Origin of the sequence: Citrobacter sp. Cb004, from assembly GCF_030337065.1 — a bacterium.
GTDB classification, from domain to species: Bacteria; Pseudomonadota; Gammaproteobacteria; order Enterobacterales; family Enterobacteriaceae; genus Citrobacter; species Citrobacter braakii.
Genome location: NZ_JAOWCH010000055.1, coordinates 78655 through 103576, shown reverse-complemented (window position 1 = coordinate 103576; position 24922 = coordinate 78655). Strand labels below are relative to the sequence as shown.

Annotated in this window: 24 protein-coding genes; 16 read left to right on the top strand and 8 right to left on the bottom strand. The window is 52.6% G+C overall.

Annotated features, from left to right (window positions below; all coding sequences use genetic code 11):
• Positions 1-55 precede the first annotated feature (55 nt).
• Positions 56-753 (top strand): IS1-like element IS1B family transposase gene (locus OGV65_RS11160; RefSeq protein ID WP_095033700.1). Its coding sequence is split into 2 segments (ribosomal slippage): positions 56-305 and positions 305-753, totalling 699 coding nucleotides; the frame shifts between segments, so codons are not numbered across the junction.
• Between the two features lie 10 nt (positions 754-763).
• Here OGV65_RS11160 and OGV65_RS11155 read toward each other — a convergent pair.
• The 5 genes from OGV65_RS11155 to pepT form a co-directional block, all read right to left on the bottom strand.
• The gene (locus tag OGV65_RS11155; protein WP_286454955.1) at positions 764-1129 is read right to left on the bottom strand and encodes a Tar ligand binding domain-containing protein; all 366 of its coding nucleotides are present in this window, start codon (positions 1127-1129) and stop codon (positions 764-766) included.
• Between the two features lie 208 nt (positions 1130-1337).
• Positions 1338-1577 carry a hypothetical protein gene (locus tag OGV65_RS11150; RefSeq protein ID WP_016151936.1) on the bottom strand — a complete coding sequence of 80 codons (240 nt, stop codon included), beginning with the start codon at positions 1575-1577 and terminating at the stop codon, positions 1338-1340.
• A gap of 91 nt (positions 1578-1668) precedes the next feature.
• Complete coding sequence (locus tag OGV65_RS11145) at positions 1669-2304, bottom strand: DUF2913 family protein (RefSeq protein ID WP_016151935.1); 636 nt, start codon at positions 2302-2304, stop codon at positions 1669-1671.
• A gap of 527 nt (positions 2305-2831) precedes the next feature.
• A complete protein-coding gene (dcuC, locus tag OGV65_RS11140) occupies positions 2832-4193 on the bottom strand; it encodes a C4-dicarboxylate transporter DcuC (RefSeq protein ID WP_016151934.1) in 1362 nt (453 codons plus the stop codon).
• On the bottom strand, positions 4190-5446 hold the full coding sequence (gene pepT / locus OGV65_RS11135) for a peptidase T (protein ID WP_200051334.1): 1257 nt from the start codon (positions 5444-5446) through the stop codon (positions 4190-4192). Before pepT ends, dcuC begins: the two co-directional genes overlap by 4 nt.
• Positions 5447-6758: 1312 nt before the next feature.
• On the opposite strand from pepT, the gene OGV65_RS11130 reads away from it, so the two are divergent.
• Positions 6759-7016, top strand: a complete 258-nt coding sequence (locus OGV65_RS11130) for a YjhX family toxin (protein WP_016151932.1) — start codon at positions 6759-6761, stop codon at positions 7014-7016.
• 10 nt (positions 7017-7026) lie between these two features.
• Positions 7027-7773 carry an SAM-dependent methyltransferase gene (locus OGV65_RS11125; RefSeq protein ID WP_109017856.1) on the top strand — a complete coding sequence of 249 codons (747 nt, stop codon included), beginning with the start codon at positions 7027-7029 and terminating at the stop codon, positions 7771-7773.
• A gap of 49 nt (positions 7774-7822) precedes the next feature.
• On the opposite strand, the gene OGV65_RS11120 is transcribed toward OGV65_RS11125, so the two are convergent.
• The 3 genes from OGV65_RS11120 to OGV65_RS11110 form a co-directional block, all read right to left on the bottom strand.
• Complete coding sequence (locus tag OGV65_RS11120) at positions 7823-8386, bottom strand: DJ-1/PfpI family protein (RefSeq protein WP_016151930.1); 564 nt, start codon at positions 8384-8386, stop codon at positions 7823-7825.
• A gap of 165 nt (positions 8387-8551) precedes the next feature.
• Positions 8552-9940, bottom strand: a complete 1389-nt coding sequence (locus tag OGV65_RS11115) for an APC family permease (RefSeq protein ID WP_016151916.1) — start codon at positions 9938-9940, stop codon at positions 8552-8554.
• A gap of 386 nt (positions 9941-10326) precedes the next feature.
• Entirely contained in the window at positions 10327-11745 is a 1419-nt protein-coding gene (locus tag OGV65_RS11110; protein ID WP_046276299.1) for a glutamine synthetase family protein, read from the bottom strand.
• Positions 11746-11956: 211 nt separating this feature from the next.
• On the opposite strand from OGV65_RS11110, the gene puuD reads away from it, so the two are divergent.
• From puuD to cbdX, 13 genes are all read left to right on the top strand, one after another.
• Positions 11957-12721 carry a gamma-glutamyl-gamma-aminobutyrate hydrolase gene (puuD, locus tag OGV65_RS11105; RefSeq protein WP_286454954.1) on the top strand — a complete coding sequence of 255 codons (765 nt, stop codon included), beginning with the start codon at positions 11957-11959 and terminating at the stop codon, positions 12719-12721.
• 25 nt (positions 12722-12746) lie between these two features.
• Positions 12747-13304 (top strand): HTH-type transcriptional regulator PuuR, encoded by a 558-nt coding sequence (gene puuR, locus OGV65_RS11100; protein WP_016151913.1) that lies wholly within the window; start codon positions 12747-12749, stop codon positions 13302-13304.
• Between the two features lie 138 nt (positions 13305-13442).
• Positions 13443-14930 carry an aldehyde dehydrogenase PuuC gene (puuC, locus tag OGV65_RS11095; RefSeq protein ID WP_016151912.1) on the top strand — a complete coding sequence of 496 codons (1488 nt, stop codon included), beginning with the start codon at positions 13443-13445 and terminating at the stop codon, positions 14928-14930.
• A 2-nt stretch (positions 14931-14932) separates the two neighbouring features.
• On the top strand, positions 14933-16213 hold the full coding sequence (locus tag OGV65_RS11090; protein WP_049270901.1) for an NAD(P)/FAD-dependent oxidoreductase: 1281 nt from the start codon (positions 14933-14935) through the stop codon (positions 16211-16213).
• 208 nt (positions 16214-16421) lie between these two features.
• A complete protein-coding gene (gene hyaA, locus OGV65_RS11085; RefSeq protein ID WP_200079403.1) occupies positions 16422-17549 on the top strand; it encodes a hydrogenase 1 small subunit in 1128 nt (375 codons plus the stop codon).
• Positions 17546-19339 carry a Ni/Fe-hydrogenase large subunit gene (gene hyaB / locus OGV65_RS11080; RefSeq protein ID WP_016155782.1) on the top strand — a complete coding sequence of 598 codons (1794 nt, stop codon included), beginning with the start codon at positions 17546-17548 and terminating at the stop codon, positions 19337-19339. Before hyaA ends, hyaB begins: the two co-directional genes overlap by 4 nt.
• Positions 19340-19357: 18 nt before the next feature.
• Complete coding sequence (hyaC, locus tag OGV65_RS11075; protein ID WP_286454953.1) at positions 19358-20092, top strand: Ni/Fe-hydrogenase b-type cytochrome subunit; 735 nt, start codon at positions 19358-19360, stop codon at positions 20090-20092.
• Positions 20089-20670: a hydrogenase 1 maturation protease gene (hyaD, locus tag OGV65_RS11070; protein WP_046276295.1), complete on the top strand. Its 582-nt coding sequence runs from the start codon at positions 20089-20091 to the stop codon at positions 20668-20670. Before hyaC ends, hyaD begins: the two co-directional genes overlap by 4 nt.
• 5 nt (positions 20671-20675) lie before the next feature.
• The gene (gene hyaE, locus OGV65_RS11065; RefSeq protein WP_286454952.1) at positions 20676-21083 is read left to right on the top strand and encodes a hydrogenase-1 operon protein HyaE; all 408 of its coding nucleotides are present in this window, start codon (positions 20676-20678) and stop codon (positions 21081-21083) included.
• Positions 21076-21933, top strand: a complete 858-nt coding sequence (locus OGV65_RS11060; protein WP_153690696.1) for a hydrogenase expression/formation protein — start codon at positions 21076-21078, stop codon at positions 21931-21933. The genes hyaE and OGV65_RS11060 overlap by 8 nt, the downstream gene beginning before the upstream one ends.
• Before the next feature lie 89 nt (positions 21934-22022).
• A complete protein-coding gene (gene appC / locus OGV65_RS11055; RefSeq protein ID WP_286454951.1) occupies positions 22023-23567 on the top strand; it encodes a cytochrome bd-II oxidase subunit 1 in 1545 nt (514 codons plus the stop codon).
• An 11-nt stretch (positions 23568-23578) separates the two neighbouring features.
• Entirely contained in the window at positions 23579-24715 is a 1137-nt protein-coding gene (gene appB / locus OGV65_RS11050; protein WP_286454950.1) for a cytochrome d ubiquinol oxidase subunit II, read from the top strand.
• Positions 24716-24728: 13 nt separating this feature from the next.
• Positions 24729-24818, top strand: coding sequence for a cytochrome bd-II oxidase subunit CbdX (gene cbdX, locus OGV65_RS11045; protein ID WP_016151902.1), 90 nt, complete (start codon positions 24729-24731; stop codon positions 24816-24818).
• Positions 24819-24922 lie beyond the last annotated feature (104 nt).

Sequence of the window (24922 nt, the reverse complement as noted above, 5' to 3'; positions counted from 1 at the left end):
GGTGATGCTGCCAACTTACTGATTTAGTGTATGATGGTGTTTTTGAGGTGCTCCAGTGGCTTCTGTTTCTATCAGCTGTCCCTCCTGTTCAGCTACTGACGGGGTGGTGCGTAACGGCAAAAGCACTGCCGGACATCAGCGCTATCTCTGCTCTCACTGCCGTAAAACATGGCAACTGCAGTTCACTTACACCGCTTCTCAACCCGGTACGCACCAGAAAATCATTGATATGGCCATGAATGGCGTTGGATGCCGGGCAACCGCCCGCATTATGGGCGTTGGCCTCAACACGATTTTCCGCCATTTAAAAAACTCAGGCCGCAGTCGGTAACCTCGCGCATACAGCCGGGCAGTGACGTCATCGTCTGCGCGGAAATGGACGAACAGTGGGGATACGTCGGGGCTAAATCGCGCCAGCGCTGGCTGTTTTACGCGTATGACAGGCTCCGGAAGACGGTTGTTGCGCACGTATTCGGTGAACGCACTATGGCGACGCTGGGGCGTCTTATGAGCCTGCTGTCACCCTTTGACGTGGTGATATGGATGACGGATGGCTGGCCGCTGTATGAATCCCGCCTGAAGGGAAAGCTGCACGTAATCAGCAAGCGATATACGCAGCGAATTGAGCGGCATAACCTGAATCTGAGGCAGCACCTGGCACGGCTGGGACGGAAGTCGCTGTCGTTCTCAAAATCGGTGGAGCTGCATGACAAAGTCATCGGGCATTATCTGAACATAAAACACTATCAATAAGTTGGAGTCATTACCCAAAAGCCGTTCTGATGACTTTACCGATTTGCGGATCGTCAGCCGTCAATCCAGGAATACCCCAGAAAATATCGAACTGTTTTCTGGCATACGCCATCTGATCTTGCATTTGATTCACTGTCTGTCGGGCATCGGTCGCATTATGTTGTTGAATATTATCACGAACGCTTCTGACTTTATAAACAGCCTCAACGACCTTATGCAGGGTATCCTGCTCCTTAATGATGTTATGTAGTAATAACGTATTTTTTTGATTTCCTTTGAGATCAACTAACTCAAATCCATTGGAAAAGAACTGCATGAAGGTAAATAACAACAGCAATAATAACAGGCTGGTTTTAATTCTCATATTCTTTAACATTTAAACATCTCCATAACAATAAAAATCCTCTACGACTTAATTGTTATCGACACATCACGCAATACCTTAACCTGTAAAATGGTTAATTATTAGAAAGTTTCCGCATTCATTCTCACGTAATAAATTAATTACTCAGGGGGACATACTGCGATAAACAGCAGCCCTCTAACATTGGCAAAAATAAGGCCAAAACTATTCAACATTAATATTATTTATGGATATAAACGGTAATGTCTTTCTGACTATCGACAGGCACCCGCACCCAGGACAACGAATCGACGGTGATCGGTGCCATTTCATTTTCTAAACGTAACAACGGCGTGCTGGCGTCTGGCACACCTGTACTTTCAGTTATCTCGAGAACGCCCCGAAAAGAAATGGACACACTGTCTGGAATATCAGACAACCTTATCCATTCGTTGGCAATCACTAACTTTCGAGTAAACATTTGCTGTCCTTGGCGCGTGGTTTCTATCCGATAAATTTACAAGTTGATCAATCTATTCTTTGCATTAACAGCACATTGTTCACATCGCCAGTTAAGCATTACTTACCAGAAGAAAATGGAAGTGATAAAACTCATTTGAAACGTGCTTTACAAATTCAGCCGGAAGGTTATGTTTAATGAACGTTAACTTTGCAAACTCAACATCGCCATATACCCGGATACAGAAGGGTTTGACAATCTCACCCTGCACGCCAAAACACGCCTGCAGCCGAGTGTCATCCATAAAAATAAAATTACCTTCTCTTACCTTAATCTTTTCATGCAGATCTCGCCATTTCTCTGGCGTAAGCAGAAAGCTTTCCCAGCCATTATTTCTCAACACCTCAATCGTATGAGTAAACTTAAAATAGTCGTTTTGCATCGATACATCGCCACTCGAAGTCGAGTATAGATATTCTATTTTAAATTTAAGTTGTGCATTGAGGCTTTTTTTCTTGCCTTCATCAATTAGCCATTGAAGTTCATTGATTACGTTCCTTGAGAAGAGTTTTCTTTTTTTAGCGATGGCCAGCCATTGCATAATAAAAAGATGCTCTGACATTTTAGAATGAATCTTACGGTCCCGTATTGCGATACCAATTGCTACCAATGCACTCCAGGTAAACGCTTCCAGGTCATCCTGATAATGGTGTCGTAACGTACTAACTTTTCCTGAATCCCTTACCACTTAAACCTGCCCAAATAAATCATTATCACATGTAAATCTTGCATTATTTCATTTTAAAAAATACTACAACTAAAAACATCAAAATATGATCCAGATTAATTTATCCCTATGTAATAAAATTGCAAACTTAACACATCACTCTTATTAATCATTGATGCCCGGATGGCTCAGCGATAAATAATAAGAATTATACGATAAAGATAAAAACTAATAATACTCACAGGTTATCAATTCCACCTACTGTTAAAAATATGATCATCATAAAACTTCAAAAATTGCTGATTAGAAGAAATATCCTGATAGTTTTGACCAGACACCCCAGACAAACACCCATTTCAACGCTAAACAGCCATTAAACATCCTAATGGAATCGCATTTTATCCTCCGCTGAGCGACAGACAGCCTCACAGCAGCAGGCCAGGCTTTTTATACAGGTATCAGTAATATTAACGCGTTTAAATTTCGCCTAATTCAAAAAGCCAACATCCGGATTCAATGAACCGGAGGTTGGCTTGTCGCTGGAACGGTTAATAGAAAATACCGATGATCAGAGTGTGAGTAACGAACCCCACAATCAGCGGTACGGCGGTACGCTTCACCACATCGAATGGGGTTATTTTCGCTCCGCTGGAAACGGCAATCACGACGCCGGATACCGGTGAAATGGCCCGTCCCATATGCGATGCCTGCTGCATCGGCAGGATCATGGCAACGGCGTTAGCGCCCATACTGGCGGCAATTTGCGGGATGAGCTCAACGAAGGCGAGGAATGGCGCATTCCCCGACCCCATAATGATAGCCGCGGCCAGCGTCACTAGCGCAAATACTACCGCCATGGCAAACGGCGGTAATCCCACGTGTTCGGCCATCAGAATGAGCTGATCGATCGCACCGATGACTTTAATTCCGTGAGCAAAAACCCCTGCCGCAACCAACAGTCCAACCACACCGGTAAACGCAGTGCCCATTCCTTTCAGGAAATGGCTGAAACCTTCGCAGACCGACTTTAAATCACGCACTCGCAGCCATTCAATCAGCATACAGATGGTCATTGAAATGAGGACAATGGTGATAATATTCAGGTTGATACCCCTGACGAACATTTCGGATGATCCTACTGCCATCAGTATCGGAAGCATGGGGAGCAGCGCGTAAAAAGCCGGGGATTTTCCTGAATCAGTCACTTCTGCGCTACCGATTTCCCGCGGTAACGTCCCTGCTTTACGGTCGCAATGCCGCTGCCAGAAAAAATGGCACACACCGACAACCAGAACCGTCGCCAGCGCGGCGGGTCCCTGGTGGTAAACAACATATTCCACTACATCCATATTCACTGCTTTAGAGCCCCTGATAGCATCGATTGCCGTCGGGGTGTAAGCCACGCCAAGCGAAGTAGCAATGACCCCGGCAGCCGAGGCCGCTGAGAGCCCTAACCCCAGCATAATGGGGAACATCGTCCCCATCAGCAACACGGCAAGCCCGGTTGCAGAAGGAATGGCCAACTGCAGGAGGCTGGCGAGCAGGTAGGAGAAAAAGAGGAGCACATAGGGTGAACGCAGCGCCCGTAAGGGTTTCGTTACTACCCGCACGACCGCCTCATTTGCGCCGATATGATCCATGTAATGCGCAAATCCCATTAACGCCATGATCATCAGGCCGAGATCGGCGGCGCGCGTGCTGAAGAGATCGCGCATTACCTCGAAAGGATCGAGAAAGGAAATTCCCGTACTGGCAACCCCCTTCGGTAATACGGAACCCCATCCGGTTAACGCGGTGCAAATCATCAAGACTAAGCCCGCAATGAAGAGCACCGGTTCAGCGCGATAACCTTTCAGAATCAGACGCGCGACCACCACGATAACCAGAAGTGCGATTAACACCTGAATCATGACTGAGCTCTCCGCTGCGCGAACTCAGTATAAGTTTCCTCAATCACCGCCACCACCACATCACTGGCGGCCTGCAGAGAACGCACCGGCAGATACTCATAAATTGAATGGAAGTTATGAGCACCGGTAAAAATATTCGGGCACGGCAATCCTTTCTGCGACAGCACCGCGCCATCATACCCGCCACGCATGGCGACAGGTGCGGGCGTTATGCCGCATTTCTGATACGCGCGGAATGCAATATCAATCGGGTAGTGAGCATCCCCCTGCAAACTGTTCAACACATTCGCGTAGCGATCGGCTAAATGACAGACCACGCTGTTTTCCCCCCACAGGGCACAGGTGCTGACGGCAAGCTGGCGAATAAACGCCATACGCGCCTTATAACCTTCTTCACTGAAATCGCGGATATCCAGCTTAAGTACCGTGCGGGCGCTGTTACCCTGTAGCTGTTTTACCCAGTAATACCCTTCGCGCCCTTCCGTATATTCAGGCGCTTCTCCCCCTGGGAGCATGGCAATAAACTTATGCGCCATCAGCAGCGAATTCTTTAACTTACCTTTGGCCGACATCGGGTGTGCGGACTGGCCGGTAAAGATGATTTCCGCATCGCCCGCATTCCAGTTCTCGTAAACAAACTCACCGATACCGCAGCAATCCAGGGTATAGCCAAAATCAGCACCAAACGCGGCAACATCAAACGCTTTTGCGCCACGCAAGCCCTGTTCCTCATCCGGGACAAAACCCACTTTTACCGGCCCATGTTTTATTTCCGGGTGTGCGACCAGATACTCAAGAGCATTCATAATCGCGGCGATGGCTGCTTTATCATCAGCGCCCAACAGACTGGTCCCGTCGGTCACCAGTAGGTCATCACCGATATAATTTTTCAGTTCCGGAAATTCACTTTCGCGCAGGTAAATATTCAGCTCTTTGTTCAGGCATAAATCCCCGCCGTGATAATGCAGGCGTTGTGCTTTGGTGTCTGCCGTCTGTTCCGCACTGGTATCCAGATGACCAAAAAAAGAGACCACCGGGATCGTGTCATCGGTATTTGCAGGTAAGGTTGCCGTCACTATAGCGGTATCCCTGACCTCAATGTTTTCCATTCCTAATGCTTCAAGTTCTGCTGCAAGCAGTTTTGCCAGTTCCATTTGACCAGGAGAAGAAGGCATTATCCCATTAGCGCCATTTTCCCTTGATGTCGTGGTATTGATTTTCGTGTAGTTAATAAAGCGTTCAACAATATCCATTCCAGGAGATCCTTTAATGTATCATTTATGAGGTACTGCGAGAGGTGTTCTGCATGCAGCGTGGAGTAAATAATCTGAGAACCAAATAAAATCAGCGCTCATCCCAGAACGCTGATTTTATGGGCATTACGACAACGATTTATATAAAGGAAGATAAAAAGGCCAGTGATTATACCTGCGATTAAAAAACTCCTTTCTGATTGATAAAATCATATTCCCTGTCTATTTTTACTGCTATTTCCCATGGTGTTAAGCTAACAGAAGTCATAAACGGCATCCCTATACCTATGAGATAATAGAAATCATTTAGATTCCTGTACTCTGTACTGGCATAAGACATACCATCGCGATATTTTTTTAATGAACGAATACTGTATCAGCAACATGCAACCGTTTGCACCTCTCTACAAATAGCCACTTCGCGCACTAAAATCCGTGAACAAAATCACAATTACCTCAAAAGCAAAAAACTTCTATCGCGCTGAAAAAAAGGCAGTTATAAGGAAAGCTATATAATACCCACATAAACATAGCCAGAATTATACTATTCACTATGAAATAGATTCAGGATGATACTATTTCAATATTGCCGTAGAGGTCAGTAGAGCTAAATCGTCGTAACCAATAATGTTGAATATCAATAACGATAATATTAAAATTTCTATTTATGACGATAAGCCAAATAATATGCAGGCAAAAAAAACCTCTCCCCCGAGAAGAGATTCAGGGCAGAGGTAATACGGGTGTTAAGGACATACTTATAGTTTTAATGATAACAGAAGCGCTTCTTGCAGGACCGAGTATACACACTTAGCCACGTTAAGAAAATTCTTAAAAACATTAAATTGCAAATTTCATTTAAAACCACAATTATGATAAAGGATCATTTATCAAAGAACAAAATTAACCAGCAAAAAGAGTAAACCATACTAATCAATGAGGTGATAAAAAAGCAATGCTGTATGGCTACCGATAGCGTTTCTGGCGACGCTGAAACATTAAATTAATTTAATGAATAAATGCGATTTACATAACGAGAATTAAAAAGTCATTAAATAAAAGAAATACAATTTTTCGTTACAGATCACACTTCCACTATAAGGAGGTTCCCCTACTGTTTCTTGCAGGTATGATTCAGCATGTAAATACCTTTCAACTCAACCCGAGGCTTTGATGCTGGAGAATGTAATCATCTGATAATCAGCTTCCCGACCTTTTCAGGCCGGACTGGTTATCAATGCGCCGAATTCGAATGCGGACACCGCTGTGTGTTTGCACGTTTTGCACATGATGATTAAACAGGTTTTCCAGTATGAATTTATCCCGTCAGGAACAACGTACCTTACACGTTCTCGCCAAAGGTGGCCGTATTGCTCACGTCCGCGATGCCTCTGGCCGCGTCACTTCCGTCGAATGCTATAGCCGTGAAGGGTTGCTGCTCTGCGACTGCACGCTCGAGGTGTTCAAAAAGCTCAGAACCAAGAAACTGATCAAATCCGTCAATGGTCAGCCCTACCGTATTAATACGACCGGCCTGAACAACGTTCGCGCCCAACTTGATAATCGCTAAGGAGAGAGAGATGGATATCCCGAAGATTTTTACCATCAGCGAAAGCGCACATCGCATTCATAATCCGTTCACCGCACAGAAATACGCCACATTAGGCCAGGTTTTACGGATGGCACCGGGAACACGCATTCTGGACCTCGGCAGCGGTTCGGGTGAGATGTTGTGCACCTGGGCACGCGATCACGGTATTTCCGGCGTTGGTATCGATATGAGCCGGCTGTTCAGTGAGCAAGCCACCCTGCGGGCCAAAGAGTTGGGTGTCAATGAGCACGTGCGTTTTATTCATGCCGATGCAACAGGTTATATCGCCGAAGAAAAATTCGATATTGCCGCCTGCGTTGGTGCGACCTGGATTGCCGGCGGCGTCGCTGGAACGGTCAGACAACTGGAACAAAGTCTCAAACCAGGCGGAATTATGCTCATCGGCGAACCTTACTGGCGTCAGACGCCTGCAACGGAGAGCATCGCCCAGGCTTGCGGCGCGACTTCAGTGACCGATTTTCTTTCTCTGCCAGAGCTCGTTTCATCTTTCGACCTGCTCGGTTATGACGTGGTTGAAATGGTACTGGCTGACCAGGAGGGTTGGGACAGATACGAGGCGGCAAAATGGCTGACGATGCGCCGGTGGCTGGAGGCAAATCCGGACGATGAATTTGCCCCGGAAGTCAGAGAGCAACTGAGGAGTTCACCAGCACGCCACGTAGCCTTCACCCGGGAGTACATTGGTTGGGGCGTGTTCGCACTCATACAGAGGTAATATCTACAGTCGGTATAACCAGGCAGGTTATACCGACTTTTTTCATTGCTTACTTCATTAATACTTCAACAAATTTAGCCAGCCATTGCGGATGTGCGGGCCATGCAGGCGCGGTAATCAGATTGCCATCCACGTGGGCTTGATCAATGCCGATATCTGCGTAATGCCCGCCGCTCAGACGAACTTCTGGCGCACAGGCCGGATAGGCGCTACAGGTCCGGTTTTCTAACACCCCCGCCGCCGCTAATAGCTGAGGTCCATGACAGACCGCGGCGATAGGCTTACCGGCAGCGTTGAAATCTTGCACCAGCTTAATAACATCCGGATTCAGCCGGAGATATTCCGGAGCACGTCCGCCGGGGATCAGCAGCGCGTCGTAATCGGTGGCCCGCGCCTCGGCAAAATTTGCATTCAGCGTAAAACGATGACCCGGTTTTTCACTGTAGGTCTGCGCCCCATCAAAATCATGAATAGCGGTTTGAACGTAGTCCCCCTGACTTTTATCCGGACAGACGGCATCAACACGATGGCCCAGCATCTGCAATGCCTGAAAAGGCACCATCGTTTCATAATCTTCGACATAATCGCCGACCAGCATCAGTATCTTCTTCATTCACATCCCCCGCTCACGGTTATTAATGATGAGAAATAACGGCCATCTTTACTATAGCCCACGCATTTCACGACATTAATAAATACCGCAGGACACGCCGTCACCGGACGTCTGAAGGGGGTTGCCCCTGACGGCGCGCCCTGTTGTTAATACCTGAAGTTTCTGTCACTCCCAGGCTTGCTCAGATTTCGCGGCGTCAAACTGCGGCGGCGGCTTGCGGAAACGTCCGGTCAGGTAGGCGAGATACACCAACCCCACGCCAGCCCATACCAGTCCCAGCGTCAGCGATGTCACCTCCAGGTTCACCCACAGTACGGCAACGGTGGCGGCGCCGACCATTGGCAATACCAGGTAGTGCAACTTTTCCTGCCAGGTATGCTTACGCCCTTCACGACGCCAGAAGTGGTTAAACACGGACAAATTAACGAACGTAAAGGCCACCAGCGCGCCAAAGTTAATCAACGCCGTGGCGGTCACCAGGTCAAAAAACAGGGCCGAGAGTGCCACAATCCCGACCATAATGACGTTCAGCGCGGGTGTACGCCATTTCGGATGGACATAGCCGAAGTACTTCTCCGGAAAGACGTTATCGCGGCCCATCACGTACAGCAGACGCGAAACGCTGGCATGGGACGCCAGACCTGACGCCAGCGTATTCACAAAGGTCGTACACAAGAAAATAGACTGGAACAGTTTGCCGCCGACGTACAGCGCAATCTCCGGCAGCGCCGCGTCCGGGTCTTTAAATCGGCTAATATCTGGAAAAAATAGCTGCATAAAGAACGAGGCAGCAATGAAGATCAGTCCACCGTAAAGCGCGGTAAGGAAAATTGCTTTTGGAATGGTACGCGCGGCATCCGGTGTCTCTTCAGAGAGCGTGGTTACCGCATCAAAACCGAGAAACGAGAAGCAGACGATGGTCGCCCCGGTGATAATCGGGATCAAATGCGCATTCTGGCTGATAAACGGTTGCAGCGACCAGACGGTCCCAACCCCTTCGCCTTTGTGCAGCCCCTGCACCACGAGAACAATGAACACCACGATTATCGCAACCTGCACCAGTACAAACAGCGCATTGAAGTTCGCCACCAGATTTACGCTTTTCAAATTGGCCGCGGTGAGGATCGCTACAAACATCACCACCCAAATCCATGGCGCAACGCCCGGGAACAACGCGGAAAGGTAAATTTTCGCCAGCAGGACGTTAATCATCGGCAGGAACAGGTAATCAAGCAGTGACGACCAGCCGACCATAAACCCCACATGCGGGTTGATTGCTTTTTGCGCATAGGTGTAGGCCGAACCGGCTTGTGGAAACTGGCGAACCAGCTTTCCGTAACTGATGGCGGTAAACAGCACGCCCGCCAGGGCCAGCAGATAGGAGGCCGGAACATGACCATTGCTGATACCCGAAACAATACCAAAAGTGTCAAATACCGTCATCGGTGTGAGATAGGCCAGCCCCATCACCACCACCTGCCACAGCTTGAGGGATTTACGCAACTGTGCTTTGCCCGGCTGGGCCGCGAGATCCACAGAAGAATTAGTCGACATAGCTTTCCTCCCCGCCACGGGCCCAGATCTGCGATCGAAACGTGGGTACAGCAGACCTGGGTCGTGTCGGGGTGGAAAGCCAAAAGAAAGGCGTCAATGTTGCACGGCACAGATGCGGTCCGTACTTACTGCGGGAGCCATGGATGCTCACGCGGGGCGGGTTTTTAAACATTGGCATCATCACATTTCCTCGTCACAAACTCTGTCGGTTATCTGAAGACCCGTTGTCGCAAGCCGCTCCATTACGCGACATCCGGGAAATGGCAGGTGATCCTGCAATATTGACGGGCTGGCTCCGCTCAGACCGCATGATGCGACTTCTTTTTTTCAATGACCAAACAATGCGACAGGCCCGACAAACATTCCGCCGCCGGGCCACTTTCCTGTCAGGCGTTTTTCAGCATCCACTCAATTTCAGTGTCGGTAATCAGGCGTTCAAACTGGATCAGTTCATCGTGTTTACAGGCGTGATACACATGGCTAAAACGCTCCCCGAGCAACTCACGCAGACTGTCATTTTGCATGAACTCCCACAGCGCATCGCTCTGGCGGATCGGGAACGGTAGCCCTTCCTGCTCCAGGCCGTTGCCTTCCACCTCTTCCTGCAACGGCAGCTCGTTATCCAGACCATGCAGGATCCCCGCCAGAATGGTCGACATCACCAGATACGGGTTGGCGTCAGCCCCCGCCACGCGATATTCAACCCGATGGTTATCACGATCGCCGCAGGGAATGCGCAGCGCCACCGTACGGTTGTTGTGCCCCCAGGAAGCCTGGGTCGGAACATACATCCCCGGCTGGAAGCGGCGATAAGAGTTCACATTCGGCGCCAGCAGCGCCATTGACGCGGGCATCAGATCAATCATCCCGGCAAGCGCACGTTTAAGTAACGCGGAATCATCGCCATTCGCATCGGCCAACACGTTCTCGCCTTTATTATTCATAATGCTGATGTGGATATGCATTCCGCTACCGGCATGCTCCTCATAAGGTTTTGCCATAAACGTGGCATGCATCTTATGTTTCTCCGCCACCAGCCGTACCAGGCGTTTCAGCGCCAGCGCGTCATCGCAGGCGTCGAGTACGTTATCGGTATGGTAGAGGTTGATTTCAAACTGCCCAGGGGAGGCTTCAGCCACCGCGCCGTCAGCCGGGATCAGCTGCAAACGGGCCAGTTCATCGATATCGTTTAGCACATCAGCAAAGTGGTTCAGGTTATCAACCGAATAAACCTGACTTTGCGTATTCCGATCGTCCGTTCCCGGCGCGCACGGCGGCTGCAGATAACCTTCGGGATCGCGCTTACGATCGAGTAAATAGAACTCCAGCTCTACCGCTACGACGGGGAACAGACCGCGCTGGCGAAGTTTCTGCCAGAGTCGGTTAAGTACGTTCCGCGGCTCAACGTCAAAGGGAGCGCCATCTTCATCCAGCATCGTCAGCATCATCTGCGCAATACATTCCGGATCGGCGGCCGAAGGCGTTAACGTGCCAGGCACCGGGACACAGGTCCGATCCGGTTCGCCAAGCTCCTGGCCTAATCCCGCCTCTTCGACCACATTGCCAAGAATATCCATCGCGAAAACGGATGCCGGGAAATAGCAGCCTTTCTCTAACTTGTGTAATCCCGCAACGGGAATGCGTTTACCACGAAAACAACCATTCAGGTCGGTTAACAGCACATCCACGAACTGCGTGTTGGGGTAGCGCTCCAGATACTGCTTAACTTCACGCGCAAACGCGCTACTTCGTCTCTCTTCAGAATGCTGAACAAAATTCTCAACTTCTACGATATTGGTTTCCATGATTCACCGCCGTTGGCCTGTAAGCTGTTCTGTGATTTGACTGTTAAATATAATGTCCACTCTTCGACTCTGGATGCAAATAAATTGTTTGTCAAATGTTAAATTAAGTTTGCTAGAAGGTTATTCCACTGCTAGATTGAGAAAATAATGAACGGAATGGCATAACAAGGAACCGTTTGGCAATAATTTATTCCAAAACGTGAGGTCGATCATGGGCAATATATTTGACAAGCCAGTTATTGGTGTAGTGATGTGTAGGAACAGGCTTAAGGGTCACGAGACCCAGACTCTGCAAGAAAAGTACCTGAATGCAGTATTAAACGCCGGTGGAATACCGATAGCGATTCCCCATGCGATTGCGGAACCCGAATTACTGAACGCGCTGTTACCGAAACTGGATGGCATCTTCCTGCCAGGAAGCCCAAGCAATGTGCAGCCGCACCTTTATGGTGAAAATGGCGATGAGTCTGACGCCGATCCCGGGCGTGATCTTCTGAGCATGGCGCTAATTACCGCCGGGCTCGAAAGGCGCATTCCCATTTTCGCCATCTGCCGGGGCTTACAGGAATTAGTTGTCGCCACTGGCGGGACTCTGTATCGTCGCCTGTGCGATCACTCACAGTTCCTGGAACATCGTGAAGATGCGGAACTCCCGGTGGAGCAGCAATATGCGCCATCTCATGAAGTCCAGGTTCAACAGGGAGGATTGCTATCTCAGCTAATACCAGGTTGCAGCACGTTTTGGGTTAACTCCTTGCATGGTCAGGGCGCAAAAACCCTTGGCCCGCAACTGCGCGTGGAAGCACGCTCGCAGGATGGATTAGTGGAAGCAGCCAGCGTTCACGACCATCCTTTCGCGCTTGGCGTGCAGTGGCACCCGGAATGGAACAGTAGCGAATACGCCCTGTCGCGTTTGTTACTTGAAGGTTTTATCACCGCTTGTCAGAACCACCTCGCTGAAAAACAGCGACTCTGACCACTACAGTTAAGGAAATGCAATTATGAGCGATGACGGCCTGGCGCCGGGTAAACGTTTGTCAGAGATCCGCCAGCAATTGGGTCTTTCACAGCGTCGTGCCGCCGAACTGTCTGGGTTAACGCATAGCGCCATCAGCACCATAGAGCAGGATAAAGTCAGTCCTGCCATCAGTACGCTGCAAAAGCTATTGAAAGTTTATGGGCTGTCGCTCTCCGAGTTCTTCGCGGAACCGGAAAAGCCTGACGAACCGCAGGTGGTTATCAATCAGGATGATTTGATTGAGATCGGGAGTCAGGGAGTATCCATGAAGCTGGTACACAACGGAAATCCGAATCGTACGCTGGCCATGATGTTTGAAACCTATCAGCCAGGTACGACAACCGGGGAGAGAATTAAACACCAGGGTGAAGAGATTGGGACAATACTGGAAGGTGAAGTGATACTGACCATCAACGGTCAAACGTATCATCTTGTTGCAGGACAAAGTTATGCCATTAACACCGGTATACCACACAGCTTCAGCAACACCTCGGCAGGGATCTGCCGCATCATCAGTGCCCACACTCCTACCACTTTCTAATAAGTAGCGGCCTGAGTTTCTCAGGCCTTCTTAAATAACGCGCATTAACAGGGTACATCCCTGGGGCATCGTGCAGCCTGTTTTTGCCTGAAAAAGATCAGCAACGAACTTTATCTTATTGATATAAAAGGAGTAGCTATGAACTTTCAGAATCTTAAATATTGGCGTGAAAAAGCCAGCCATTATTCGCCGGAGACCCGTTTATTTATTAACGGCGAATATTGCGCAGCCGCCGATAACGAAACCTTTATTACGCAGGATCCGGCAGGACAACGTCCGCTCGCCAAAGTCGCCCGCGGCAAAAAAGCGGATGTAGACCGCGCGGTCACCGCAGCCCGCACCGTGTTTGAACGCGGAGACTGGTCGCAAGCATCACCCGCAGAGCGCAAGGCAGTCCTGCACAAGTTCGCCGATTTAATGGAGCAGCATCACGAGGAGCTGGCGCTACTGGAAACGCTCGACACCGGTAAACCGATTCGCCATAGCCTGCGTGATGATATTCCAGGCGCGGCACGCGCCATCCGTTGGTACGCCGAAGCAATAGATAAAGTCTATGGCGAAGTGGCCACCACCTCGGTGAGCGATCTGGCGCTGATTGTGCGCGAGCCGGTGGGTGTCATTGCGGCCATCGTGCCGTGGAATTTTCCCCTGCTGCTGGCCTGCTGGAAACTTGGCCCGGCACTGGCTGCAGGCAACAGCGTGATCCTCAAGCCTTCAGAAAAATCACCACTGACCGCCATTCGCCTTGCTGCGTTGGCAAAAAAAGCTGGTTTGCCCGATGGCGTTCTCAGCGTGGTGAGCGGATATGGCCACGAAGCGGGCCAGGCGTTGTCGCAGCATCCGGATGTTGATGTGATCACCTTTACCGGCTCGACCCGCACCGGCAAGCAACTGCTCAAAGACGCTGGCGACAGCAATATGAAACGCGTCTGGCTGGAGGCCGGTGGTAAAAGTGCCAACATCGTTTTTGCCGACTGCCCGGATCTGCCGAAAGCCGCCGCCAATGCTGCAGCAGGCATCTTCTATAACCAGGGTCAGGTCTGTATCGCCGGTACGCGTCTGTTACTGGAAGAGAGTATTGCCGACGAGTTCATTGCCCTGCTGAAAGAGCAGGCGAAAAACTGGCAGCCGGGCAACCCGCTGGATCCGGAAACCACGATGGGCACGCTTATCGACAACGCGCATGCCGACACCGTGCACGGTTTTATTCGCGACGGTGAAGCACAAGGCACGCTGGCGCTGGATGGTCGCAGCCACGTACACCCAGCGGCTATCGGCCCGACTATTTTTGTCGATACAGCCCCGCAAGCCCACGTCAGCCGCGATGAGATTTTCGGCCCGGTACTGGTCGTCACCCGTTTTAGCAGCGAAGCCGAAGCCCTGGCGCTGGCCAACGACAGTGACTACGGCCTGGGGGCCGCGGTCTGGACCCGCGATCTGTCGCGCGCCCACCGCATGAGTCGTCGCCTGAAGGCCGGTTCGGTCTTCGTTAATAACTACAACGATGGTGATATGACTGTGCCGTTCGGCGGTTATAAGCAAAGCGGCAACGGGCGCGATAAGTCCCTGCATGCACTGGAAAAATTTAGCGAACTGAAAACCATTTGGATCTCCCTGGAGCCTTAATCATGACTGAACATACCAGCAGTTATTACGCCGCAAGCGCCAATCAGTACGAACCGTTTCCCACCCTTAGCGAGTCGGTTAGCTGTGATGTTTGCGTCGTGGGCGGTGGATATACCGGTCTCTCCTCCGCCCTGCACTTAGCGGAGATGGGTTACGACGTAGTGCTACTGGAATCCGCGCGTATCGGCTTCGGGGCCAGCGGACGTAACGGCGGTCAGTTGGTGAACTCCTACAGTCGCGATATCGACGTCATCGAGCGCACCTATGGCCCGGACGCCGCCAAAATGCTTGGCAGCATGATGTTTGAAGGCGGTAATATCATCCGCGAACGTATCAAGCGTTATCAGATCGAATGCGACTATCGCCCCGGCGGACTGTTTGTGGCGCTGAACCACAAGCAGATGGAAACGCTGGAGGAGCAGAAGTCGAACTGGGAACGCTACGGCAACACGCAGCTTGAACTGTTAGACAGCAGCGAAATTCGTCGCGAAGTCAGCAGCGATCGTTATGTCGGCGCGCTGCTCGACCACAGCGGTGGTCATATTCATCCGCTGAACCTGGCGATTGGCGAAGCTAACGCCATTCGTCTTAACGGCGGGCGCGTCTTCGAACAGTCGCCGGTCACCCGTATCCAGCACACCAGCCCGGCGGTGGTCAGCACCGAAAAAGGTCAGGTTACGGCCCGCTTTGTGATCGTCGCGGGCAACGCCTACCTCGGCGACAAACTGGAGCCTGCGCTGGCAAAAAGCAGCATGCCATGCGGCACACAGGTATTAACCACCGAACCGTTGTCTGCGGAGATGGCACGCTCGCTGATTCCTAAAAACTACTGCGTGGAAGATTGTAACTATCTGCTGGATTACTACCGTCTGACCGGCGATAACCGCCTGTTGTACGGCGGCGGCGTGGTCTACGGCGCCCGCGATCCGGAGGATATTGAACGTCTGGTAATGCCGAAACTGCTGAAAACCTTCCCGCAATTGCAGGGGGTAAAAATTGATTACCGCTGGACCGGTAATTTCCTGTTAACGCTATCTCGCATGCCGCAGTTTGGCCGTCTTGATACCAACATTTACTATATGCAGGGCTACAGCGGCCACGGCGTGACCTGTACCCACCTGGCAGGACGTCTGATTTCTGAACTGCTGCGTGGGGATGCCGAGCGCTTTGACGCTTTCGCCAAACTGCCGCACTACCCGTTCCCGGGGGGGCGCAGCCTGCGCATTCCGTTTACCGCCATGGGGGCGGCATATTACAGCTTACGCGATCGCCTTGGGGTTTAAGTTCTTCCGCAATAAACCCGACGCACAGGGCGGTCTCCCCTGTGCGTTTTTTTATTCCCGGACAGTGAAAAACAGGTAACGGGCACGAAAATATCGCAATAGGACATAACCCTACACTTTGCATTGTTTCTCCCCGCTGATCGGATAGGCTTTTTTAGATTATCGCTGGCGATGTGGCCAGAACTCAACGGGGGAAGAAACGCGTGTTATGAATACGAATAACGAGGAGACCTTTTATCAGGCGATGCGCCGCAAAGGGGTGAGTCGACGCAGTTTTCTTAAATATTGCAGCCTCGCAGCAACATCGCTTGGGCTGGGAGCCGCAATGACGCCCAGAATAGCCTGGGCGCTGGAAAACAAACCCCGGATCCCGGTCGTCTGGATCCACGGGCTGGAATGCACCTGTTGCACCGAATCATTTATCCGCTCCTCTCACCCACTCGCCAAAGACGTCATCCTCTCCCTGATTTCTCTTGATTACGACGACACCCTGATGGCCGCCGCCGGAACGCAGGCCGAAGAGGTATTTGAAGACATTCTGAGCCGCTACCACGGCCGATACATTCTGGCCGTCGAGGGCAATCCTCCGCTGGGTGAACAAGGAATGTTCTGCATCAGCGGCGGGCGACCGTTTATTGAAAAGCTAAAAAGAGCCGCGGCAGGCGCCAGTGCGATTATCGCCTGGGGAACCTGTGCCTCCTGGGGCTGCGTGCAGGCCGCCCGGCCTAATCCAACCCAGGCAACGCCGATCGATAAGGTGATCACCGATAAGCCAATCGTGAAAGTGCCCGGCTGCCCGCCGATTCCGGATGTCATGAGCGCCATCATTACCTATATGGTGACGTTTGATCGTCTGCCTGAACTCGATCGTTTGGGGCGTCCGCTGATGTTCTATGGTCAGCGTATTCACGACAAATGCTACCGCCGCGCCCACTTTGACGCCGGGGAGTTCGTTGAGAGTTGGGACGATGACGCTGCCCGAAAAGGCTATTGTCTGTACAAAATGGGCTGCAAAGGGCCTACCACTTATAACGCCTGCTCCACCACCCGCTGGAATGGCGGCGTTTCTTTCCCCATCCAGTCCGGTCATGGGTGTCTGGGATGTTCGGAGAATGGCTTCTGGGATCGCGGTTCGTTCTACAGCCGCGTGGTCGATATCCCGCAGATGGGGACGCATTCAACCGCCGATACCGTGGGCCTCAGCGCGCTTGGCGTGGTGGCCGCCAGCGTCGGTGTCCACGCAGTCGCCAGCGCCGTCAATCAACATAACCGCCACAAACAGCAATTAGCCGACGCCGGACAACAGTCGCCAGACAATGAGGATAAACAGGCATGAGCAATTCGTATCAAACCCAGGGATATACGGTCAATAATGCCGGCCGCCGCCTGGTTGTCGACCCCATTACGCGCATTGAAGGGCATATGCGTTGTGAGGTGAACATTGATGAGCAGAACATCATCACCAACGCGGTGTCCTGCGGCACCATGTTCCGTGGACTGGAAATTATTCTGCAAGGGCGCGACCCGCGCGATGCCTGGGCGTTTGTCGAACGAATTTGCGGGGTGTGCACTGGCGTACATGCGCTCGCATCGGTCTATGCCATTGAAGATGCCATTGGCATCAAGGTGCCCGATAACGCCAACATCATTCGCAATATTATGCTGGCGACGTTGTGGTGCCACGACCACCTGGTCCACTTTTACCAGCTAGCCGGAATGGACTGGATTGACGTTCTGAATGCCCTGAAAGCCGACCCGCGCGCAACCTCGCAGTTGGCACAAAGCCTTTCTGCCTGGCCTATGTCCTCCCCGGGCTACTTCTTTGACGTACAAAACCGCCTGAAGAAATTTGTCGACGGCGGTCAGTTGGGGATTTTCCGCAACGGTTATTGGGGACATCCGCAGTACAAACTGTCGCCAGAGGCTAACCTGATGGGCTTTGCCCATTATCTGGAAGCGCTCGATTTTCAGCGCGAGATTATCAAAATCCATACGGTGTTTGGCGGCAAGAATCCGCATCCTAACTGGATTGTCGGCGGCATGCCATGCGCTATCAATATCGATCAGAGCGGCGCGGTTGGCGCGGTCGATATGGAACGCCTTAACCTGGTACAGTCGATCATCACCCGCACCGCCGACTTCATCAACAACGTCATGGTTCCTGACGCGCTGGCTATCGGCCAGTTCAACAAACCCTGGAGCCAGATTGGCACCGGGCTGTCTGATAAGTGCGTCTTAAGCTACGGCGCGTTCCCGGATATTGCCAACGACTTCAGCGCGAAGAGCCTGTTGATGCCTGGCGGCGCGGTCATTAACGGTGATTTTAACAATGTCATGCCGGTGGATCTGGCCGATCAGCAGCAAATTCAGGAGTTTGTCGATCATGCCTGGTACCGTTATCCGGACGATCAATTAGGTCGTCACCCGTTCGAGGGGATTACTGAACCCTGGTACAACCCCGGCGATGTCAAAGGCAGCGATACCGATATCCAGCAGCTCAACGAACAGGAACGCTACTCGTGGATCAAAGCCCCGCGCTGGCGCGGACACGCCATGGAAGTTGGACCGTTGGCGCGTACGCTGATTGCCTATCACAAAGGGGATGCCGCCACGATTGAATCCGTCGATCGCATGATGTCCGCACTCAAACTGCCGCTGTCGGGTATGCAGTCGACGCTGGGGCGTATTTTGTGCCGCGCGCACGAGGCGCAGTGGGCCGTGAGCAAGCTGCAATATTTCTTCGACAAGCTGATGACCAATCTGAAAAACGGCAATCTGGCTACGGCGAATACCGAAAAATGGGAGCCAGCAAGCTGGCCGCAGCAGTGCCGTGGGATCGGTTTTACCGAGGCGCCGCGCGGAGCACTCGGTCACTGGGCGTCGATTCGCGACCAGAAGATCGACGTGTATCAGTGCGTAGTGCCGACCACCTGGAATGCCAGCCCGCGCGATCCGAAGGGGCAAATTGGCGCCTACGAGGCGGCGTTGATGGGCACCCAAATGGCGATACCGGATCAACCACTGGAGATCCTGCGTACCTTGCACAGCTTCGACCCCTGCCTGGCATGTTCAACCCACGTCCTCGGCGACGACGGCAGCGAACTTATCGCAGTCCAGGTTCGCTAAGCGTTAAGGAACGGAACGATGACTGGAAAGATATCCCCACGCGTCGGGGAGGCGCGTGATACCGCCGTCAGCCACTATGTGTTTGAAGCGCCCGTACGCTTGTGGCACTGGCTGACAGTGGGCTGCATGTTGGTTTTGATGGTAACCGGATACTTCATTGGCCGACCACTGCCGTCGGTCAACGGCGAAGCCACTTACCTGTTCTACATGGGCGACATCCGGTTAGTGCATTTCGCCGCAGCCATGGTGTTTACGGTGATACTGCTGGGTCGCATTTACTGGGCCTTCGTCGGCAATCGCTATTCACGCGAGCTGTTTATCGTGCCGGTCTGGCGTCGCAGTTGGTGGCAGGGTGCCTTTTCGGTGGTGCGCTGGTATCTGTTTCTGGAAAAAAAACCGGGAGAAGATATCGGCCATAACCCCGTCGCGCAGGCGGCGATGTTCGGTTATTTCCTGCTCTCAGTTTTTATGATCCTCACCGGTTTTGCCTTATACAGCGAGCATAGCCAGTACGCCATTTTTACCCCCTTCCACTATGTGACGGAGTTTTTCTACTGGACCGGCGGTAACTCTCTCGATATCCACAGCTGGCATCGGTTGGGGATGTGGTTCATCGCCGCCTTCATCATCGGTCATGTGTATATGGCTATCCGCGAGGACATCATGTCTGACGATACCGTCATCTCAACCATGATCAACGGCTATCGTAGCCACAAATTTGCCAAACGCCAGCACGATAAGGGGGCGTCATGAGCGAACCTAACGTCATCGTGATGGGCTTAGGCAACCTGCTGTGGGCAGATGAAGGATTTGGCATTCGCGTCGCCGAGCGCCTGTACGCCCACTATCACTGGCCAGAATGGGTAGAGATTGTCGACGGCGGCACGCAAGGGCTGAATCTGCTGGGCTACGTTGAGCAGGCCAGCCATTTGTTGCTGCTGGACGCTATCGACTACGGACTCGCGCCAGGCACTTTGCAATCCTACGCCGGTGAACAAGTCCCCAGTTACCTCAGCGCCAAAAAAATGAGTCTGCATCAGAACAGCTTCTCCGAAGTGCTTGCTCTGGCGGAGATTCGCGGTCATCTGCCCGCCCACATCGCCCTCGTAGGGCTACAGCCGGTGCAGCTGGACGACTATGGCGGCAGCCTGACCGACATCGCGCGCGCTCAGCTCCCGGCGGCAGAACAAGCCGCGCTAAGGCAACTGGCCGCGTGGGGCATCGCGCCACAGACAATCGATGAAACGCGTTGCCTGAACTATGAATGCCTGTCGCTGGAAAACTATGAAGGCGTGCGTATTCGCCAGTATCGTGTAACGCTGGAGAGATAAGCAACATGTTGAATGACAACCCATTTTCCGTGCTATGGCAACGCATGCTGGCGCGCGGCTGGCAACCGCTGACCGCATCTGAACTGAATGACTGGGTAACGCGTGTGCGTGATGGCGTGGTGCTGCTCAGCAGCGATCCCCGCCGCACGCCAGAAGTCAGCGATAACCCGGTAATGATTGCCGAGTTGCTCCGCGAGTTTCCCCAGTTTGACTGGCAAATCGCTATGACGGATCTCGAGCACAGCGAGGCTATCGGCGATCGTTTTGGCGTATTCCGCTTCCCGGCCACGCTGGTATTTATCCACGGCGAGCTGCGCGGCATTCTCAGCGGCATCCACCCGTGGGCCGACCTGCTCAACCTGATGCGCCCCCTCGTTGAAGAACGTATCCCCCGGAGCCTGCAAGATGAGTGATACCTTTTTTCATCTGCTGGGACCGGGAACCCAGCCGGGCGATGACAGCTTCAGCATGAATCCCTTGCCCCTCACCTGCCAGGTCAACAGCAGCCCCAGCATGGCGAGGCTGGAAAACTGTCCGCACAGCCCGGCGGTGATGGCATTGTTAGCCGATGTGCGCCACCAGCTTAGCCAGAAAATCCCCGTAAAACAGGACGTGCTGGGGTGGGATTTATCCACGCTCAACGCAGACGACCTCACGTTTTTGAATACGCTGCTCGGCGAAGGCGAAGTTTCCGTGCGTATCCAGCAGGCCGACGGCAGGGCGAGCGAGATTCAGGAGTCTATTTTCTGCGGAATCTGGCGGGTACGTTGCCAGAATGACTTGGGTCAATGGGAGGAGCATCTGGAGGCAGGCAGCGCGCCACGGGCGCTGTGGCAGGCAGCAACAATCACGACGCTGCCAGACGATAGCCTGTTGCCTCCGCCCGTCGATGGGTTGATGAATGGCCTGACGCTGGCTCAGGAACTGCTGGCGCACGTGCGCGATCTGGCCACGCAACCTCATAGCATTAACCTCACCCAACTCCCGGTTAGCGATGCGGATCGCCAGTTCCTCTCCCGCCTGTGTGGCGAAGGGCGCATTCAGATCCGCACCATCGGCTACGGCGAGAGCCAAATCGACGCCACGGCGCTGCGCCATGTCTGGCATGTGCGCTGTCTGGATACCCTGAAAGGACTTCTGCTCGAGAGTTATGAGATCTGTCCATTACCGGAACTGGTACTGGCTGCTCCGGAGGATCTGCTCGACTCGCTCCAGCGCCTGGATGAAGTCTGTAGCTGGCTGGCATCCGGCCCGCCGGCCTGATCCCCTTCTCCCGACCCGCATACTTTTCTGCTGCGGGTCTGGCGTTTTCTTCCTTATCTATTCACTCTCTAATGCCTGATGGAGTTCGCATGTGGGACGTCATTGACTTATCGCGCTGGCAGTTTGCGCTGACCGCGCTGTACCATTTTCTGTTTGTTCCCCTGACGCTGGGGCTGATTTTTTTGCTGGCCATCATGGAAACCCTGTTCGTGGTGACGGGCAAAACAGTCTACCGCGACATGACGCGTTTCTGGGGAAAGTTATTCGGTATTAACTTTGCGCTCGGTGTGGCGACCGGCCTGACCATGGAGTTTCAGTTCGGGACTAACTGGTCGCTCTATTCCAACTATGTGGGCGATATTTTCGGTGCTCCGCTGGCGATGGAAGCCTTGATGGCTTTCTTTCTTGAATCCACATTCGTGGGGCTGTTCTTCTTCGGCTGGCAGCGCTTAAACAAGTACCAGCATTTACTGGTGACCTGGCTGGTAGCGTTTGGCTCCAATATCTCGGCCCTGTGGATCCTCAACGCCAACGGCTGGATGCAATATCCAACGGGCGCTCACTTTAATATTGATACCTTGCGCATGGAGATGAGCAGCTTTAGCGCGCTGGTTTTTAACCCCATCAGCCAGGTGAAATTTGTGCATACCGTGATGTCCGGTTATGTCACAGGCGCCATGTTTGTGATGTCCATCAGCGCCTGGTATCTGCTGCGTGGTCGCGCTCGCGAGTTCGCCCTGCGCTCCTTCGCGGTAGGTTCCGTCTTTGGCACACTGGCTATCCTCGGCACTCTGCAACTGGGAGATAGCTCAGCCTATGAGGTCGCCCAACGCCAGCCGGTAAAACTGGCGGCAATGGAAGGGGAATGGCAAACCGAACCGGCTCCTGCGCCCTTTCATGTGATAGCCTGGCCGCAGCAGGAGCAAGAGCGTAACGCCTTTTCCGTGAAGATACCGGCCCTGCTGGGTATCCTGGCGACTCACTCTTTAGATACGCCAGTTCCGGGGCTGAAGAACCTGATGGCAGATGCGCTACCCCGCCTGCAGCGGGGTCGGGAAGCATGGTTGCTGATGCAGGAAATCGCCAAAGGTAACCGCACGCCTCAGCTACTGCACGCTTTTCACGCCGTGGAAAAAGATCTGGGTTACGGCATCCTGTTGGCAAACTACGCCCCAGACATGAACCATGTCACGCCAGCGCAATATCAGGCCGCACAACGCGGCGCTATTCCGCAAGTCGCCCCCGTGTTCTGGAGCTTTCGCATCATGATTGGATGCGGTTCCCTTCTGCTGCTGGTGATGGCGATTGCGCTGATACAGACCTTACGCTGGCGTATCGACCAGCATCGCTGGTTACTGCACATAACGCTGTGGAGCCTACCGCTACCGTGGATTGCCATTGAAGCAGGCTGGTTTATGACGGAGTTTGGCCGCCAGCCGTGGGCGATTCAGGATATTTTGCCGACCTGGTACGCCCACTCTGCGCTGAGCGCGGGCCAACTGGCCTTCTCCATGGGGCTAATCCTCACGCTTTACACCCTGTTTTTAATTGCCGAAGTCTACCTGATGCAAAAATACGCGCGTCTTGGTCCAGATGCGATGCAACGTCAACAACCGGCACAACAACAGGTATAAAGGAGAGCATCATGTTGGATTATGAAACGTTGCGGCTCATTTGGTGGCTGCTGATTGGCATTATTCTGGTGGCCTTTATGGTCACTGACGGGTTTGATATGGGGGTCGGCTGCCTGTTACCGCTGATCGCGCGCAACGATGATGAACGTCGGGTGTTAATCAATAGCGTCGGGGCGCACTGGGAAGGTAACCAGGTGTGGCTCATTCTGGCGGGCGGTGCATTATTCGCAGCCTGGCCGCGCGTCTATGCTGCCGCATTTTCGGGGTTTTATGTGGCGATGATTCTGGTGCTGTGCGCCCTTTTCTTTCGTCCATTGGCCTTTGATTATCGCGGTAAAATAGCGAATGCACGCTGGCGCGCCATGTGGGACACCGGGTTGGTTATCGGCAGCCTGGTGCCACCGGTTATCTTCGGCATCGCCTTCGGCAATCTGTTCCTGGGGGTGCCTTTGGTGTTCACACCACAATTACATGTGCAATACCTGGGCACTTTCTGGGAATTGCTCTCTCCTTTTGCCCTACTGTGCGGCGCATTAAGCCTGATGTTGGTCATTATGCAGGGGGGCGTGTGGCTCCAGTTGAAAACCGACGGCCTTCTTCACCTGCGCGCGCTGTCTGCCACCCGCCGCAGCGCGATGTTAGTGGTGCTCTGCTTCCTGTTAGCCGGGTACTGGCTGTGGACGGGGATCGATGGCTATGTGCTGCTTAGCCAGGATCCTAATGGTCCGTCCAACCCGCTATTAAAGGCAGTAACGACCGCACCGGGCGCGTGGATGGCGCACTTTGAAAATTCACCACTACTGTTGGTTATTCCGCTGTTGGGCATGATTTTTCCAATGCTCGCGATCTATGCCTGCGGGCAACGTCGGGCCGTGTGGGGATTTCTGTTTGCTTCATTGACCCAGACCTGCGTGATCTTCACCGCTGGAATCACCCTGTTTCCATTTGTGATGCCATCCAGCGCATATCCACTCTCTAGCCTGACGGTGTGGGACAGTACCTCCAGCCAGATGACGCTCAATATCATGCTGATTATCGTGCTGATTTTCCTACCGATAGTTCTGCTTTATACCTTGTGGAGTTATTACAAGATGCTGGGACGAATCAACGTAGAAACCATCCGCCGCCACAACCACGAACTTTATTAGGGAGGACTGTACGATGTGGTATCTGTTTTGGTTTGTCGGCATTCTGCTGATGTGCACGCTCTCCACGCTGGCGCTGGTCTGGCTTGAGTCACGGCAGAAATAGCCCTGCGCGTGCGTTACGCTTCCGGGCTCCCCTGTTTATTCGGGGAGTCTTTATTCGTTCACACAAAAGCAGCATGGCTGCACCCAACCCCTGGTTGGCACCAA

Excerpts from the sequence above, each read along its gene's own strand:
- OGV65_RS11155 (WP_286454955.1), bottom strand. The coding sequence starts at position 1,129 with ATGTTAAAGAATATGAGAATTAAAACCAGCCTGTTATTATTGCTGTTG.
- OGV65_RS11150 (WP_016151936.1), bottom strand. The coding sequence starts at position 1,577 with ATGTTTACTCGAAAGTTAGTGATTGCCAACGAATGGATAAGGTTGTCT.
- dcuC (WP_016151934.1), bottom strand. The coding sequence starts at position 4,193 with ATGATTCAGGTGTTAATCGCACTTCTGGTTATCGTGGTGGTCGCGCGT.
- pepT (WP_200051334.1), bottom strand. The coding sequence starts at position 5,446 with ATGGATATTGTTGAACGCTTTATTAACTACACGAAAATCAATACCACG.
- OGV65_RS11130 (WP_016151932.1), top strand. The coding sequence starts at position 6,759 with ATGAATTTATCCCGTCAGGAACAACGTACCTTACACGTTCTCGCCAAA.
- OGV65_RS11125 (WP_109017856.1), top strand. The coding sequence starts at position 7,027 with ATGGATATCCCGAAGATTTTTACCATCAGCGAAAGCGCACATCGCATT.
- OGV65_RS11120 (WP_016151930.1), bottom strand. The coding sequence starts at position 8,386 with ATGAAGAAGATACTGATGCTGGTCGGCGATTATGTCGAAGATTATGAA.
- OGV65_RS11115 (WP_016151916.1), bottom strand. The coding sequence starts at position 9,940 with ATGTCGACTAATTCTTCTGTGGATCTCGCGGCCCAGCCGGGCAAAGCA.
- OGV65_RS11110 (WP_046276299.1), bottom strand. The coding sequence starts at position 11,745 with ATGGAAACCAATATCGTAGAAGTTGAGAATTTTGTTCAGCATTCTGAA.
- puuD (WP_286454954.1), top strand. The coding sequence starts at position 11,957 with ATGGGCAATATATTTGACAAGCCAGTTATTGGTGTAGTGATGTGTAGG.
- puuR (WP_016151913.1), top strand. The coding sequence starts at position 12,747 with ATGAGCGATGACGGCCTGGCGCCGGGTAAACGTTTGTCAGAGATCCGC.
- puuC (WP_016151912.1), top strand. The coding sequence starts at position 13,443 with ATGAACTTTCAGAATCTTAAATATTGGCGTGAAAAAGCCAGCCATTAT.
- OGV65_RS11090 (WP_049270901.1), top strand. The coding sequence starts at position 14,933 with ATGACTGAACATACCAGCAGTTATTACGCCGCAAGCGCCAATCAGTAC.
- hyaA (WP_200079403.1), top strand. The coding sequence starts at position 16,422 with ATGAATACGAATAACGAGGAGACCTTTTATCAGGCGATGCGCCGCAAA.
- hyaB (WP_016155782.1), top strand. The coding sequence starts at position 17,546 with ATGAGCAATTCGTATCAAACCCAGGGATATACGGTCAATAATGCCGGC.
- hyaC (WP_286454953.1), top strand. The coding sequence starts at position 19,358 with ATGACTGGAAAGATATCCCCACGCGTCGGGGAGGCGCGTGATACCGCC.
- hyaD (WP_046276295.1), top strand. The coding sequence starts at position 20,089 with ATGAGCGAACCTAACGTCATCGTGATGGGCTTAGGCAACCTGCTGTGG.
- hyaE (WP_286454952.1), top strand. The coding sequence starts at position 20,676 with ATGTTGAATGACAACCCATTTTCCGTGCTATGGCAACGCATGCTGGCG.
- OGV65_RS11060 (WP_153690696.1), top strand. The coding sequence starts at position 21,076 with ATGAGTGATACCTTTTTTCATCTGCTGGGACCGGGAACCCAGCCGGGC.
- appC (WP_286454951.1), top strand. The coding sequence starts at position 22,023 with ATGTGGGACGTCATTGACTTATCGCGCTGGCAGTTTGCGCTGACCGCG.
- appB (WP_286454950.1), top strand. The coding sequence starts at position 23,579 with ATGTTGGATTATGAAACGTTGCGGCTCATTTGGTGGCTGCTGATTGGC.
- cbdX (WP_016151902.1), top strand. The coding sequence starts at position 24,729 with ATGTGGTATCTGTTTTGGTTTGTCGGCATTCTGCTGATGTGCACGCTC.